Origin of the sequence: Duganella levis (genome assembly GCF_009857605.1) — a bacterium.
Lineage (GTDB): Bacteria > Pseudomonadota > Gammaproteobacteria > Burkholderiales > Burkholderiaceae_D > Rugamonas > Rugamonas levis.
This window is the reverse complement of record NZ_WWCT01000001.1, coordinates 80673-94625: the sequence shown is the minus strand read 5'-3', so window position 1 is coordinate 94625 and position 13953 is coordinate 80673. Positions and strand designations below refer to the sequence as shown.

Genomic DNA, 13953 nt, shown 5'->3' with positions numbered 1-13953 from the left:
AAGCTGCGATGCATGTGTTTTGCCGCTTGCACCCTGTTTATATCGGCATCTTCAATCTCGGCGCCCGTGCCGGCATCCAGCATTGCGCCGCTTGAATTACGGATCGCCGTGGTGTCGGATGGACGTGCCGACTACTTCGTTCGTCTGCTGGAAGAGTCGCTGAAGTTGATTCAACAGCCCTATCATATTCAGTATGTGAAGGACATCCCTGCCCGCCGCATGTGGTGGATGCTGGGCCGGGGCGACATCAATCTTTTCTACGGCATGCAGTCAAAGGAAAAGGATAACGACAAACAACTGGTGCCGGTGCGGAACGCCTTGACGAATGGCTTGATCGGCCAGCGCGTGCTGCTGATACGCCGCTCCGACACGGACGCCTTCCTGCCAGTCCGCTCCGTGGGCGATTTAAAGCATACCGGGCTGATCGCCGGGTTCGGCGCCGGCTGGGGCGACGCCAGGGTGTGGAAGAGCGCCGGCTTGCCACTGTACGAGCATGCCGCGCCCTGGAATACGATTTACGCGATGGTGACGGCTGGAAACCGCCACGTCGACTATCTGCCGCGCGGCGTGATTGAGGTGCTGGCAGAGGCGCGCGCGCATCCCGAACTGGCGGTGGAACCGCGCCTGCTATTGGAATACCCGGCCGACTTTGGCTTCTATCTGAGTCCATCGGTCGCCCATTATCGCCCCATCATCGAGCGCGCCTTGCAAGCAGCAGAAGCCAGCGGACTCAAAGCCCGCCTGATCGACGAAGCATACGGCGCCGACATCAAGGCGCTGAACCTGAACCGCCGTTTGCGCCTGCGCCTTCCTGCCGCGCCGGACTGACCTCACGGCGCGGCATGCATGCGGTACAAGGTACGGGCGGCGAGCGCGTCACGGCGTGGCGTCAGCCCGAACATGCGCACATATTCGCGACTGAACTGAGACGCGCTCTCGTAGCCGACATGGAACGCCGCACGCGTCACGTTGGCGTTCTCGGCCCCATCAGCCGCTTGGCCTCCAGCAGCCGCAGCTGCTTCTGGTATTGCAGCGGCGTCATCGATGTCAACTGCTTGAAATGATGGTGGAACGACGACACGCTCATGCCGGCGGTGACGGCCAGCTCGTCGATGCGCACCGGCCGCGCGAAATCGCAGCGCAGCATATGCAAGGCGTCGGCGACGCGGCGGGTGTCGACCACGTACAGTCCCAGTCCATGGTCGGCGCCGGACGGTGGCGCCGGCGGCAGTTGCCGCATCGTCTCGATCAGCAGCGGCACGTCCAGTTCCAACGCCATCACCAGCAAAGGCCGCTCAGGGGTGGCCTCCAGTACCCGGCCCACACCGGGCAACTCGACGCTGGCGACCAGCGCCTGCATTTCGCGGTAGTCCAGTGCCACGTCGCCCAGCATCACCGACTTGACGCCTTGCACGACCACGCACAGTTCCGGGCGGTAAATCAGGTGGTTCGGCAGCGATGTATGGCTGGCGCGCATCAATGTCAGGCCGTCGATGGCGGTACGGAACAGCCCATCGCCACCGCCGTTGCCGTCGATATAGCGGGCCAGCGCCTGTTGTAGTTCGACGCTCATCGGCGCTCCGGAAAAATCACCCAGCGCCCGATTCTACCCCATCCTGCACACCACGGCCCACCGGCAATTTGGAGGAATAGGCAGGAATTCCGCAAGTTTCCCCGTTTCTTCCGTGGCTGGTCCGCGCGACACTGACGACATCGCAACGCTCACCCACGCAAGGAATCTTCACCATGAAAATGCACGACAACACCATCCTGATCACCGGCGGCAGCTCCGGCATCGGCCTCGAACTGGCCAGGCAATTGATCGCTTTGAACAATACGGTCATCATCACCGGCCGTGATGCGGCCAAGCTGGAGGCGGTGCGCGCGCAGCTGCCCGGCGTGCACACCGCGCTGCACGAGCACATTGCTGCCAGCCATCCCGGCATGAACATGCTGATCAACTGTGCCGGCATCATGCGCAAACTCAACCTGCACAAGCGCGGCGCGACGCTGGAAGACGCGACGCGCGAGGTCACAACCAACCTGAACGGAACCATCTGGACAAATTTGCAGTTTTTGCCGATGCTGAAAAACCAGGCCAACGCGGCAATCGTCAACGTTTCGTCGGGACTGGCGTTCGTGCCCATGCCGATCTCGCCGGTCTACTCCGCGACCAAGGCGGCGATCCACTCGTACACGCTGTCGCTGCGGGCACAGCTGAAAAACAGCGGCGTGCGGGTATTCGAGCTGGCGCCGCCGGCCACCGAGACGCCGCTGTTCCACAATGACTTCACCAAGGAGGACGTGGGCGGGCTGGTGCCCATGCCGGTGGCGACCCTGGCCAAGCGCGCCATCGCCGGGCTGGCTGCCGATGTGGCGGAGATCCGGCCGGGCCTGAGCAACATCCTGAAAATCGCCAGCCGGCTCGCCCCGGACTTCATGTTGCGCCAGCTCGGCAAGTCGGTCGATCTGATGCTGAGCGCGGACAAAAACCGCTGAGACCGTCAAGCGCCGGGCTGCCGTGTGCTAAGCCAGCAAGCGCTGCGCCGTGCCAACAATGGCAGTGCGCAACACACGCGTAACCTGCGTCTGAATATTCCACTGGTGCCAGTACAGGGGCACACTAATCATGTTCTTCTCCTATGGGCATCTGTCCGTTCTGGCCGGAAGCGCGTGGTTAGGTGTGTGCTTCTACACAAATTACAGCAGATGGATGATGTTCTCGGATGGTATCAGGGGCACCCTTAAGGTCATCCCCGTCGTCGATTGAATAGGTGAACCGCGAAACAGCTGCCCCGGTATGCGACTCAAACTCGCCCTCGGACAGCACGCCAACGCCACACCAGACAGTCGCACCAGTGGCATTGCTGACCTGTAGTGCGTTCTCAAAACCGTTATTTGTAATTGCTAAATGCCCGTCTTCATAAATATGTCGTTTTCCGATTCGTCCTCTACTGGCCGATTGGCGGCGATGGGCTAGCATAGCATTGTTGCCTAGATGGAAAATCCTCAGATTCTAACGCTGCAGGAATGCACTAGTGATGACGGCAGCGCATAGTGGAGCTCCAACACAAGGAGGTCCATCATGAACACACACTTCCGCTTCCGGGCGCGGTGCGCCATGGAACAAGGTAAGCTAGTGGGTCAGAAGGCGCCGCTGCGCATCAGTGAGGTCTGGGCTATTCGGGTCAGGCTTGAAATCTACGGGCGCCGGCGAGATCTAGCACTTTTCAACCTCGCGATAGACAGCACCAGAAAAAGCCTGCTTGAATGGATTGATGCGGCCGGATTACGGCACAACGATTTTCTATTCCCAAGCCGAATCGGTAAATCCCCACATATCTCAACCAGGCAATATGCACGGATAGCATATCAATGGTTTGATGAAATACGCTTGAAATGGCTGAACAAACTGATGCCTGATATAGCCACGTGGACGCGCACCGGGGGCTGGTCGCGTGCACCAACAAAATTCGCCCAAAAGATTGAGTAAAAAGTGAAAATGAGTTTTTTAAGAAAAATGCAATGTACATCGTACCTGCACCATGGCTTTTTTTGTCGAGCGTGGAATTCTGGATGGCGACCCATTACGGTGGCGATACGAAGTACATTGCAGGAGTTGGTTTCGGCTGTTTTGCAATGCTGTTCTATCTTGGTCAGAAGCGCCGTTATGAGGCGCTCTTGACTCGTTGGAGTTGAAGCGCGCGTTGGTGGCTCTGGCGCACGGTACGGCGGCGTACAGTGCGGTGGGTTCTTCCAGTACACTGCGTAGCTCGAATACAAAGCCAGGAAAAAAGACGATGTTACATTTGATGTTGCCACTGCTGGCCTGCGCGCTACTGGGCGGATGCGCCCTTACCCGCGTTTCCGACGCCACGCTGGCGGCCGAAGCGGACCAGCTGCAAGCGGTCGGCCTGACCATGGACGCGGCCAGAAAGGTCGCCACAGAACACGGCTTCGAGTGCCGTCCGTACATCGATCGGGACGTCTCGGTATCGACCCCGCAAGGCACGCGCAAGACCGACATGCTCGAATGCAGCAAGAAATCGCTGGAACTGGTCTGCCCGCAGCGCCGCTACGTGGTGTTTAATATCGAACCATCTACCGGCTTGGTGCGATCGGTTGGCAAGCGGTTCAACCAGAATTCATGTTTTTGATGTTCAGCTCAGCTGGCAACCTCAACTTTATCTTCACTGATGCGGAACTATTATTTTTTAAGAAATCCTATTTGTCATGGCGAGAGAGTTAAGATGAGCACGACGACTACAAAGCTCCGTTAGGGCCTTGGGACGCAAAGACCGTCTCATCGTGGCTTAATGAGGAATACGGCAACCTTGCTCCGTCGGCCGAAGTCGCAAAGCGGCTCGGGCTAGTCTAGCGACCGGATCTCGGGCGGGTATCTCTGTTTCCGAATGGCTGCTCGGGGCGTAACCAGCCGCTTCAAGGCAGCGTCGAGAAGTTCCGCAGCAGGAAGATTCGCACACATTGAAGTTCGCGGTATAGTTGCCGGATCGTGTGGACAACAGCGGAGGTGGGCGTGTCGTCGGGAACAATACTGATCGCATGGAGCGGTCGCTACATCGCGACTATCACGCAGTCGCTGGCGCGCGTCCTGCTGGACGGTGGCATCTTCGCGACCAAGGCACTGCTTCTGCTGCTGGCCAATGCCGGCATTGCCGCCGCTGCCGATCCGGTGGCGGCTCAGGTCGACCAGTACGTGGCCACGCAAATGGCGCGGCTGCATATTCCCGGCATGGCGGTGGCGGTGGTGAAAGATGGCCGCATCGCGCTGGTGCGCAGCTACGGCACGGCCAACGTCGAATTCGGCGTGCCGGTGGCAGACGACACGGTGTTCGCCATCAATTCTGTCACCAAGGCATTTACCGGCGTGGCGGCGATGCGTGAGGTGGAACTGGGCCGGCTCGACTTGACGGCGCCGGTCGAACGCTACCTGCAAGACTTGCCGGCCAGCTGGCACGGCGTCACCATCCGCCAACTCCTGAGCCACACCTCCGGCCTGCCCGATGTGTTGCGCGCGCCCACCGTGGAAACCGATCAGGCAGCTGCCTGGGACTGGCTGCGGACGCAGGCTCCCTTGTTCGCACCGGGTGCGCGCTTTCACTACTGCCAAACCAACTATATGCTGGTGCAGCGCATCGTCAACCAGCTGGAGGGACGCGCGCCGGACGCCCCGTTGGCGAATGAACAGTTGCGCGCGGCCGGCATGACCAGCACCGCTTATGGCGATACCTACAGCGTCATCCCGCGCAAGGCGCCCACCTATCGCTGGCAGTGGACAGGCCCCAAGGTGCACGGCTACCCTGCTCCCACTGCCGCCGAGTCACTCCAGGCCGACGGGAATCGCACCCTCACGGCCGTCTCCGAGCGCTTCCCGCCCTTCCGCCACGCCGCTTCCGGCATGAACAGCGACGCCACCGATATGGCGCGCTGGCTGATCGCATTGCAACAAAACCAGATGCTGAAAGACACCACGCTGAACCTGATGTGGACGCCAGTCGCCTTTAACAGCGGGCGCCTCGGTCAATGGGGCATGGGCTGGCAGATCCTGCAGCGCGGCGACCATCGCGCGGTCGGCATGACCGGTGGCGGCCGTGCCGCCTTCTACCTTTACCCAGAAGACAAGGTCGGCGTGGTTATCCTCACCAACCTGACCGGCAGCTACCCGGAGGACATGATCGACAAACTAGCCGCTCTCTACATTCCCGACCTGCCGCTGGGCGGTGTGCCCGGCCTGCGTATTGCCTTGGAATCGCGCGGCTATGAACAGGCGGCCCAGGCTGCCGCCGACGTCGAGCGCAGTTACCCGGGCCAGCCATGGCAGGAGGACGAACTGAACGACTGGGGCTACCGCCTGCTGGCGGCCGGTCGCCCGGCAGACGCGCTGGCCGTGCTCAAGCTGACCGCCGAGCGCTTCCCTGCCAGCTTCAACGCCCAGGACAGCCTGGCGGAAGCGCTGGCGGTCAACGGCCAGCGCGAGGCGGCAAAGCGCGCCTATCAGCGCGTATTGGAACTGCATCCAGGCGACCCTAACGCCCTCAAGCAGCTGGAGTCGCTGTAACGCTTCGCCGCACCATCAACGCACACCAAGCCGCCTTGCCATGAGAATCACCAAATAGCTTTAGCAGAGGCATCCTTGATCTGTGCCTTCCAGGCGTTTTCGATCAGGGTCACGACCGGCGCCGGCATCGGGATGTAATCCAATTCGGTAGCCATGCCGGCGCCGTTCTTGAACGCCCAGTCCATGAACTTCAGCACTTCCTTGCCCTTGGCGGCATCATCCTGGTTCTTGTGCATCAGGACGAAGGTGGCGCCGGTGATGGGCCAGCTTGCCTTGCCCGGCTGATCGGTCGACACCACGGCGAAGCCAGGCGTATGAGCCCAGTCGGCGCCGGCCGCCGCAGCCTTGAAAGTACTGTCGTCAGGTTGCACGAACTGGCCTTCCTTGTTCTTCATCTGGGTGTAGGCCATCTTGTTCTTCTTGGCGTAAGCGAACTCGACGTAACCAATCGAACTCTTCAGGCGCTGCACGTTGGCGGCCACGCCTTCATTGCCCTTGCCACCCACGCCCACCGGCCATTTGACGGCGGTGCCGGCGCCGACACTGCTCTTGAAGCTGGCGTCGACTTTCGACAGGTAGTCGGTAAACAGGAAGGAAGTGCCGGAGCCGTCGGCGCGGTGCACCACGGTGATGTCGTCGGCAGGCAGCTTGACGCCCGGATTCAGCGCAACGATTTCCGGCGCGTTCCACTTGGCGATCTTGCCCAGGTAGATGCCGGCCAGCACGGGGCCGTTCAGTTTCAGCTGGCCAGCCGCGATACCGTCCAGGTTCACCACCGCCACCACGCCGCCCATTACCACCGGAAACTGTACCAGGCCTTCTTTGTCCAGTTCTTCGGCCGACAGCGGCATGTCGGAAGCGCCAAAGTCCACGGTCTTGGCCTTGATCTGCTTGATGCCGGCGCCCGAGCCGATCGACTGATAGTTCAGACCGGTGCCGCTGGCGGCCTTGTACGCCTCCGCCCATTTGGTGGCGATCGGATACACGAACGACGAGCCGGCGCCGGTCATGTCGGCCGCCAGGACTGGCAGCATCAGGGTGGCGCTCAGTACAGCGGCGACTGGTTTCAGCAGGGATTTGAATTGCATGGTGTGTGTCCTTCAGTGGTCAAAAGCGGGCAGTCTAGGCAGGCTTTATGACATCGGCGTGACATTCAAAATATAGTTGCCGCCAAGGGTTAAGTGGTCAAAAATTAAGGATGAGTTAAGTACATTTTGGCATACTCCGGCAGCTGCATTTGGCCTGCTTTTACTCATATAAATCCATATTCATGCATGTCCTGTTGATCGAAGATGATGCGCTGATTGCCGACAGCGTACGCCAGGCCCTGGGCCACGTCGGCATCCAGGTCACCTGGCATCGCAACGGTGCCGGTGTGGTCGCGACGCTGGCCGAAGAACGGATCGATGCGCTGCTGCTCGACCTGTCCCTGCCCTGCCAGGACGGCATCGACGTGCTGACCACGCTGCGCCGCGCCGGCCACGACACGCCGGTGCTGATCCTGACCGCGCGCGACACCGTCGCCGATCGCGTGCGCGGCCTGAACGCAGGGGCCGACGACTACCTGGTCAAGCCCTTCGATCTGGATGAGCTGTTGGCACGCGTGCAGGCGCTGGTGCGGCGCGCGCGCGGCCGCCAGCAGCTGGCGTATCTGCACGGTGACGTGGTGATCGATACCGACGCGCACCAGGCCACGCGCGCCGGCCAGCCACTGGTGTTGACCAGCAAGGAATGGACCTTGCTGGACTTATTGGTGATGCGGCCCGGCATGATCTTCTCGCGTGGCAAGCTTGAACAGCTGTTATACGGCCATGCCGCCGACATCGACAGCAATGTGGTGGAGGTGCACATCCACAGCCTGCGCCGCAAGCTGGGACAGGAAGTGATCGTTAACGTGCGCGGCCTGGGCTATATGGTCGCCAAGAGCCGATGACCGGTATCCGGCGTCGCCTGCTGTCGCTGCTCGGTACGCTGATCGTGGTGGTCAGCGCGCTGCAGTTTGGCGTCTCGTTCACCGCCGCGCTGGACCAGACCAACCGCCTGTTCGACGAGCAAATGCGGCAGATCGCCCACACACTGCGGCTGTCCAAGGACGGCACGGTGTTTGGCGCCGATCAGGATTTCCACACCGAGTACGACCTGGTGATCCAGATGTGGCACGCCGGTCAGGTCACCGTCTACGAAGAACGCCAGCACCGCATGCTGCCATTGCGCGCGCCGTTCGGTTACTCCAACATTACCCTGGCCAATGGCGAATGGCGGGTGTACGCCGCGCAGTACCACGGCGGCGTGGTGCAGGTGGCGCAAAAGCTGTCGATGCGCCGCCAGGAGGCCGTCAACCTGGCCCTGCACACGCTGTGGCCTATGCTGCTGTTGTCGCTGGTGCTGCTGGCCGCGATGGGCTGGGCGGTGCGGTTCGCGCTGCGGCCGCTGGACGCGGTGCGTGCCCAGATCGCCAGCCGCGACGCCACCGCGCTCGATCCGATCGCGCTCGATGCCGCGCCGGCCGAAGTGCTGCCGCTGCTGCAGGCCCTGAACGATCTGCTGGCGCGCGTGGCCGACAACGTTGGCCTGCAGCGCCAGTTCGTGGCCGACGCCGCGCATGAACTGCGCTCGCCGCTGACGGTGCTGCGCATGCAGATCCAGATGCTGGGCGGACAACAGGCCGAACCCGAACGCCTGGCCTCGCTGGCGGCGTTGACGGCCGCCATCGGCCGCAGCAGCCGCATGGCGCAACAGCTGCTCGGCCTGGCGCAGCAAGACGCGCTCGACGAGAGCGCCAGTCCCGCTGCGATCGCGCTGAACGAATTTGCCGCTGCCGCCATCGCCGAAATGGCGCCATTCGCGGCCGCGCGCCAGATCGAACTAGGCTTCCTCGATGCCTTGCCGGTGACCGTGCACGGCCATGCCGACAGCCTGATGATCCTGCTCCGCAATCTGCTCGACAACGCTGTCCGTTACACGCCGGCCGGCGGCGCCGTGCACATTGCCGTCGACAGCCACCACGGTCACGGCGTGCTGACGATCGCCGATTCCGGCCCCGGCATCCCTGAAGCGGAGTTGCCACGCGTGACCGACCGCTTCTACCGGGTGCCGGGCAGCGGTGACAGCGGCAGCGGGCTTGGCCTCTCCATCGTCGCCGCCGCCGCGCGCCACCTGAACGCCCGGCTGGAGCTCCGCAATGCCAGCAGCGGCGGCCTGGTCGCCAAAGTGGTGTTTCCGTGAGACGCGCCCTGTCCATCGCCCTGCGTGCCCGCATAACCAAGCACCTGCCCCGCCTGGCCTGGCAGCCTCCGCTGCTGGCCGCCGCAGGCATCGGCGCGCTGGGCGCACTGTGCACCATCGGCTTCCGCGAAGGCGTGCTATTGCTCGAACAACTGGTCTACGGCCGCAGCGGCAGCCTGGTCGGCATCGCCGGCAGCCTGCCATGGTGGCAACGCCTGCTGGCGCCGGCGCTGGGCGGAATCGCCGCCGGCCTGCTGCTGGCCTGGGCGCGCCGCTACCAGGCGCGCGGCGACGACTATATGGAGGCGGTGGTACTGGGTAATGGTGACCTCGGCGTACGCGCCTCGCTGCTGCGGGCGCTGTCCTCGACGGTCACCGTGGCCAGCGGTGGCGCCATCGGCCGCGAAGGCCCGATGGTGCAACTGGCGGCCTTGACCGGTGCGCTGTTCGGCCGATGGCGCGCGCTACCGGTGCCCCGCCGTCGTCTGTATGTTGCCTGCGGCGCCGCGGCCGGCATCGCCGCGGCCTACAACGCGCCCATCGCCGGCGCCCTGTTCGTGGCCGAAATCGTACTGCGCTCCCTGGCGGTTGAAAGCCTGGGGCCGCTGATCGTGGCGGCTGTCGCCGCCAAGCTGGTGGTGGCGCAACTGTTCGGTTTCCGGCCGGTCTACCACATGCCTGCCATGCGGCTGTCCGGTGACGGTCCAGCCATGGTGCTGGGCCTGCTCGGCATTGTCGCCGGTCTGCTGGCGCCTGCCTACCTGATCCTGTTGGACGGCAGCCGCACCCTGTTCCAGCGCTGGCGTGGCAGCGCGCCCTGGCAGCAACTGGCGGTGGGCGGCTTGCTGGTGGGCGTCATCTCCATTGCCAATCCGGCAGTCTGGGGTAACGGCTACAGCGTGGTGAACTCGGTGTTGCAGGGCGGTTGGCTGTGGCAGCCACTACTGGCCTTGCTCCTGCTAAAACTGCTCGCGGTGGCGGCCAGCGTCGGTTCCGGCGCAGTCGGCGGCATCTTCACCCCGACACTGTTTGCCGGCGCCGTCACCGGCGCGCTGTTCGGCAGCCTGTTTCACTGTCTGTGGCCGGGCCTGGTGCCAGTGCCGGCCGCTGTCGTCGTCGGCATGGGCGCTTTTCTGGCGGCGTGCACGCATGCGCCGCTGATGTCCATTCTGATGATTTTCGAGATGACCGACAGCGACGACCTGATCGTGCCGCTGATGGCGTCCTGTGTGCTGGCATATGCGATCTCGCATGCGCTACGGCCGCAATCGATCTACGCTGGCACCCATGGCAGAGGCCAGTACATGCCGGCGCTGGCGATGGCATCCGACCTGCTGCGTACCGATCCGCCGCGCATCGCGATCGGCCAGAGCTTGGGCGAACTGGAAGCCGTATTCGTGCGTTTCCGCTGGCAGCACGTGTATGTGATCGAGCGCGACGGCACCTTCCTCGGCGCCGTGTCGTTGCATGATTTCGGTCCGTATCGTCAGACCAACGCCGACACAGCGGCGCCATGGCCAGTGGCGATGATACGGCGAGACTATCCGCGTGTGCTGGACACTGCGCCAATCTGGCAGGTAATGGATGCCGTTGGCGGCCATCCCGGTGAGCGATTGCCAGTGCTGGACCACAGCGGCAGCTTGCGCGGCTATCTAACCAAGACCGACCTGATGCTCATGTTTCGTGGCCTGGAATCCGTTGGCGCCCATTGACTGCACCGTCCAGTCAAGACATCAATTGCATGTCGGCTCGACTGCGGCGGCCATCGATCCGGGGTCAATGATTGAGGGGGCGACTCTCTCCGGCATCCGCCCCAGTGCGCGCCTGCTTACGCGACTGCTTCGACCGCAGCGAAGTGCTGGCCAAGCCTGTGGTTGAGCACGCCGCAACCAGCTTCAGCGCGGGCATCAACTCGCTGAAGCCTATTTTCGACGCGAGCACCAGGCTCTCCGCGGAGGTCGGCAATTCGGTCGAGAACTTGCCTTCGATATCCAGCACACCCACCTCATGGATCTGCAATTCGAGGGCGATAGATTCCTGGCTGCTGCTCCTCGCAACCTGCCGGCCGTTGATTTGCAACGTCATTTCAACCGCGCCGGTATCGCGCGAAAATGTCACATGAGCAGTTTTCATAGCATTCCTCGTTTCAGACTGGCGAAGCAAATTCGCGTTCATTCGACGTCAAGCGTACCATTTCCGGGCATGTCAGACAACATTGCCACAACCTCAGCAGATGCATCAGCCGAGTGCTTCATTGTGCGCTCAGTTTCGCCAGCGCGCCGGCCACCACTTCCCGCTCCTGATCGAGCAGTATCTGGCAAGCGATGCGCAGCAACAGGCTTTTCTTGATCTTGCCCCCCTCACCCAATTCATCGCGCAAGACTTGTAACGCCTCGTGTTCCGATGCCGGCAAGGCGACCGTCCATTTCACCGGTTTCGACGGCTTGCCCCTGGCTGGTTTAGGCTTCTTGAGCTTTTCATCGGGTGCCGGACTGCCTTCGACGCCGGCATTTCCGCTGCCGGCCAACACCTGTGCTCCGGTCTTGCGCAATGATGGCGTCGCGTCTGTACCATCAACAACCACTGCGGCGGATGTGGGCAACGTCTTGGATTTCATGGCGTCCTCCTTAGTTGAGGAACCAGCATACGCTTGAGTCCCTCCCGCACATTTGCGCGGGACTAGATCCATGTCAAATGATCGTCACATCAGATCCGTTCTTTAAGCGAGTGCAGTTTAATGCTCAGAACTCGACCCAGTCCGCCTCGGCGCCTATCTTGCCAGACTTCAGACCGGAAGCTTTTGTCGTGACCAGCGAACGTTGCGGTTCACCCTGGCTTTGACCGGCTTTTTTGACGGCCACAATTTTAGGTTGAAACGCGGCCTTTACCATGGGGCGCGCGGCACTGCGCTTCACATCGGCAGGATGCAACACGAATTTCGCGACCACGTTGGAAAGTGCAACGGCCTGATCCTGCAATGATTCGGCGGCAGCTGCAGACTCTTCAACGAGAGCGGCATTCTGTTGCGTCACGCCATCCATCTGAATGATGGCCTCATTGACTTGTTCGATACCCAAGCTTTGCTCCTGGCTGGCCGCGGTGATTTCCGTGATGATGTCACTCACTCGCCGGACGCTGTCCACCACATCGCTCATCGTCACCCCGGCCTGGTTGACCAACAGCGAGCCCGCCTCTACTTTTGATACCGAATCGCTGATCAGGGTTTTAATTTCCTTCGCCGCCGCCGAACTGCGGTGCGCGAGGTTGCGCACTTCTGTCGCAACCACCGCAAAGCCACGACCTTGTTCGCCCGCGCGCGCAGCCTCTACGGCAGCATTCAAAGCCAGGATATTTGTCTGAAACGCAATCCCGTCGATCACACTGATGATTTCAACGATTTTCCTGGAGGCGTCATTAATGTCACCCATCGTGCTGACCACGTCAGCGATGACGGCGCCACCCTTGCTAGCGACGTCCGAGGCAGTATGGGCCAAGCTGCTGGCTTGACGCGCATTGTCTGCGTTCTGCTTGACGGTGCTGGTTAATTCTTCCATCGATGATGCAGTTTCCTCAAGCGAGCTGGCCTGTTCTTCGGTGCGCGAGGACAGGTCCAGGTTACCTACGGCAATCTCTTGCGAGGCCGTGGTCATGGTTTCGGTGCCGTTTCGCACCTGGCTGACGATCAGTTGCAAACTGTCATTCATCGCCTTCAGCGCGCTTAACAGCAGGCTGGTTTCATCGGTCCCGCGCACCTCGATGTCGCTGGTCAAGTCGCCTGCGGCCACCGTCTGAGCAATCTCCACCGCACGATTGATCGGCACCGTGATGCTACGTGTAATCAGCAGCGCCAGGGCAATCCCGAGTGCGACAGCAACCACAGCCAAACCGACAACCATGTTGCGCGCAAAAATATACGAGGCATCTGCTGCCACAATCAGCTCTTCGTTTTGCTTACGCTCGGATGCCACCAGGGACGCCAGGCTTGCGCTCCATTTATTCTGTATGGTGCGCAAGTCGCCCATCAAGAGCTTTACCGCCTCGGCGTTGTTGTTGGCCAGCCCAAGCCCCTGCACTTTTTGAATCAATGGCTGAGCCGCCTGGCTACTCTCCTTGATGTCGGCTAACAGCTTGGACTCGTCGTCCTGGATGCCATACACCACGAAAGTGGCGCGCAGCTTTTCTTCCGCAGCGTCGTAAATCTCACCTTGCTTGGTGATGCGCTCAACCTGCTGCTGCATCTGCTGCGCATCCTCCAGGAGCACAACATTGCGCAGCGCGATCATGCGATCGTCAAGACTGAGCTTCATGTCCGACGCGAGATTGGCCTCAACATCGTTTCCTTTTGTGATCTCTTCCATTGCCCGTTGGATGGACGCCATCCGCGACAAGCCCACAATGGAGACACCGATGAGCATGACCAGAACGATGATGAAAGCCCCAATAAGCCGCGAACCTATTTTCAAATTTTCGATTTTCATTTTGCTGTTCCCATAGAGGAAAAATCTTTCGCACTTTGACGTACGCTTGGAATATGACAGCGGCGGGCATGGGCCGGAGAGATGTTGCGTTGGTTAGCAACGGTGATTTAGGCAAGACCTGCCATCAAATCGGAGAGCAACAGTGCTGCGGAGTTGGGAAGCACTAAGCGA

General features: G+C 61.4%; 14 protein-coding genes. 9 read left to right on the top strand and 5 right to left on the bottom strand.

All coding sequences use genetic code 11. The annotated features are described in order from the left end of the window. The first annotated feature begins 66 nt into the window (after positions 1-66). A complete protein-coding gene (locus GTP69_RS00475) occupies positions 67-828 on the top strand; it encodes a hypothetical protein (protein WP_371867756.1) in 762 nt (253 codons plus the stop codon). Between the two features lie 136 nt (positions 829-964). On the opposite strand, the gene GTP69_RS00470 is transcribed toward GTP69_RS00475, so the two are convergent. Then, a complete protein-coding gene (locus tag GTP69_RS00470; protein WP_202424245.1) occupies positions 965-1573 on the bottom strand; it encodes an AraC family transcriptional regulator in 609 nt (202 codons plus the stop codon). A 173-nt stretch (positions 1574-1746) separates the two neighbouring features. Here GTP69_RS00470 and GTP69_RS00465 point away from each other — a divergent pair, with 173 nt between their 5' ends. The 5 genes from GTP69_RS00465 to GTP69_RS00445 all read left to right on the top strand — a co-directional run bounded on the left by GTP69_RS00465 (position 1747) and on the right by GTP69_RS00445 (position 6079). Beyond that, positions 1747-2499 carry an SDR family oxidoreductase gene (locus GTP69_RS00465; protein ID WP_161053030.1) on the top strand — a complete coding sequence of 251 codons (753 nt, stop codon included), beginning with the start codon at positions 1747-1749 and terminating at the stop codon, positions 2497-2499. Between the two features lie 586 nt (positions 2500-3085). Beyond that, positions 3086-3493, top strand: coding sequence for a hypothetical protein (locus GTP69_RS31005; protein ID WP_202424244.1), 408 nt, complete (start codon positions 3086-3088; stop codon positions 3491-3493). Positions 3494-3525: 32 nt separating this feature from the next. Further along, positions 3526-3699 (top strand): hypothetical protein, encoded by a 174-nt coding sequence (locus tag GTP69_RS00455; protein ID WP_161053029.1) that lies wholly within the window; start codon positions 3526-3528, stop codon positions 3697-3699. 101 nt (positions 3700-3800) lie between these two features. Continuing rightward, positions 3801-4157 (top strand): hypothetical protein, encoded by a 357-nt coding sequence (locus GTP69_RS00450; protein ID WP_229260740.1) that lies wholly within the window; start codon positions 3801-3803, stop codon positions 4155-4157. 380 nt (positions 4158-4537) lie between these two features. Continuing rightward, on the top strand, positions 4538-6079 hold the full coding sequence (locus GTP69_RS00445; protein ID WP_202424243.1) for a serine hydrolase domain-containing protein: 1542 nt from the start codon (positions 4538-4540) through the stop codon (positions 6077-6079). Positions 6080-6126: 47 nt separating this feature from the next. On the opposite strand, the gene pstS is transcribed toward GTP69_RS00445, so the two are convergent. Further along, the gene (gene pstS / locus GTP69_RS00440) at positions 6127-7167 is read right to left on the bottom strand and encodes a phosphate ABC transporter substrate-binding protein PstS (RefSeq protein WP_161053028.1); all 1041 of its coding nucleotides are present in this window, start codon (positions 7165-7167) and stop codon (positions 6127-6129) included. A gap of 182 nt (positions 7168-7349) precedes the next feature. On the opposite strand from pstS, the gene GTP69_RS00435 reads away from it, so the two are divergent. From GTP69_RS00435 to GTP69_RS00425, 3 genes are read left to right on the top strand one after another with little or no spacing between them, the layout of a single operon-like run. Beyond that, positions 7350-8012: a response regulator gene (locus GTP69_RS00435; protein WP_161053027.1), complete on the top strand. Its 663-nt coding sequence runs from the start codon at positions 7350-7352 to the stop codon at positions 8010-8012. Further along, entirely contained in the window at positions 8009-9304 is a 1296-nt protein-coding gene (locus GTP69_RS00430) for an ATP-binding protein (protein ID WP_161053026.1), read from the top strand. The genes GTP69_RS00435 and GTP69_RS00430 overlap by 4 nt, the downstream gene beginning before the upstream one ends. Continuing rightward, positions 9301-11016, top strand: a complete 1716-nt coding sequence (locus GTP69_RS00425) for a ClcB-like voltage-gated chloride channel protein (protein WP_161053025.1) — start codon at positions 9301-9303, stop codon at positions 11014-11016. Before GTP69_RS00430 ends, GTP69_RS00425 begins: the two co-directional genes overlap by 4 nt. Before the next feature lie 64 nt (positions 11017-11080). Here the strand turns inward: GTP69_RS00425 and GTP69_RS00420 are convergent, their stop codons facing one another. The 3 genes from GTP69_RS00420 to GTP69_RS31680 all read right to left on the bottom strand — a co-directional run bounded on the left by GTP69_RS00420 (position 11081) and on the right by GTP69_RS31680 (position 13782). After that, entirely contained in the window at positions 11081-11437 is a 357-nt protein-coding gene (locus GTP69_RS00420; RefSeq protein ID WP_161053024.1) for a hypothetical protein, read from the bottom strand. Positions 11438-11555: 118 nt separating this feature from the next. Further along, positions 11556-11921, bottom strand: a complete 366-nt coding sequence (locus GTP69_RS00415; protein ID WP_161053023.1) for a hypothetical protein — start codon at positions 11919-11921, stop codon at positions 11556-11558. A 124-nt stretch (positions 11922-12045) separates the two neighbouring features. Continuing rightward, positions 12046-13782, bottom strand: coding sequence for a methyl-accepting chemotaxis protein (locus GTP69_RS31680; protein WP_161053022.1), 1737 nt, complete (start codon positions 13780-13782; stop codon positions 12046-12048). Positions 13783-13953 lie beyond the last annotated feature (171 nt).

Excerpts from the sequence above, each read along its gene's own strand:
- GTP69_RS31680 (WP_161053022.1), bottom strand. The coding sequence starts at position 13,782 with ATGAAAATCGAAAATTTGAAAATAGGTTCGCGGCTTATTGGGGCTTTC.
- GTP69_RS00450 (WP_229260740.1), top strand. The coding sequence starts at position 3,801 with ATGTTACATTTGATGTTGCCACTGCTGGCCTGCGCGCTACTGGGCGGA.
- GTP69_RS00430 (WP_161053026.1), top strand. The coding sequence starts at position 8,009 with ATGACCGGTATCCGGCGTCGCCTGCTGTCGCTGCTCGGTACGCTGATC.
- GTP69_RS00465 (WP_161053030.1), top strand. The coding sequence starts at position 1,747 with ATGAAAATGCACGACAACACCATCCTGATCACCGGCGGCAGCTCCGGC.
- GTP69_RS31005 (WP_202424244.1), top strand. The coding sequence starts at position 3,086 with ATGAACACACACTTCCGCTTCCGGGCGCGGTGCGCCATGGAACAAGGT.
- GTP69_RS00415 (WP_161053023.1), bottom strand. The coding sequence starts at position 11,921 with ATGAAATCCAAGACGTTGCCCACATCCGCCGCAGTGGTTGTTGATGGT.
- pstS (WP_161053028.1), bottom strand. The coding sequence starts at position 7,167 with ATGCAATTCAAATCCCTGCTGAAACCAGTCGCCGCTGTACTGAGCGCC.
- GTP69_RS00455 (WP_161053029.1), top strand. The coding sequence starts at position 3,526 with ATGTACATCGTACCTGCACCATGGCTTTTTTTGTCGAGCGTGGAATTC.
- GTP69_RS00420 (WP_161053024.1), bottom strand. The coding sequence starts at position 11,437 with ATGAAAACTGCTCATGTGACATTTTCGCGCGATACCGGCGCGGTTGAA.
- GTP69_RS00435 (WP_161053027.1), top strand. The coding sequence starts at position 7,350 with ATGCATGTCCTGTTGATCGAAGATGATGCGCTGATTGCCGACAGCGTA.
- GTP69_RS00470 (WP_202424245.1), bottom strand. The coding sequence starts at position 1,573 with ATGAGCGTCGAACTACAACAGGCGCTGGCCCGCTATATCGACGGCAAC.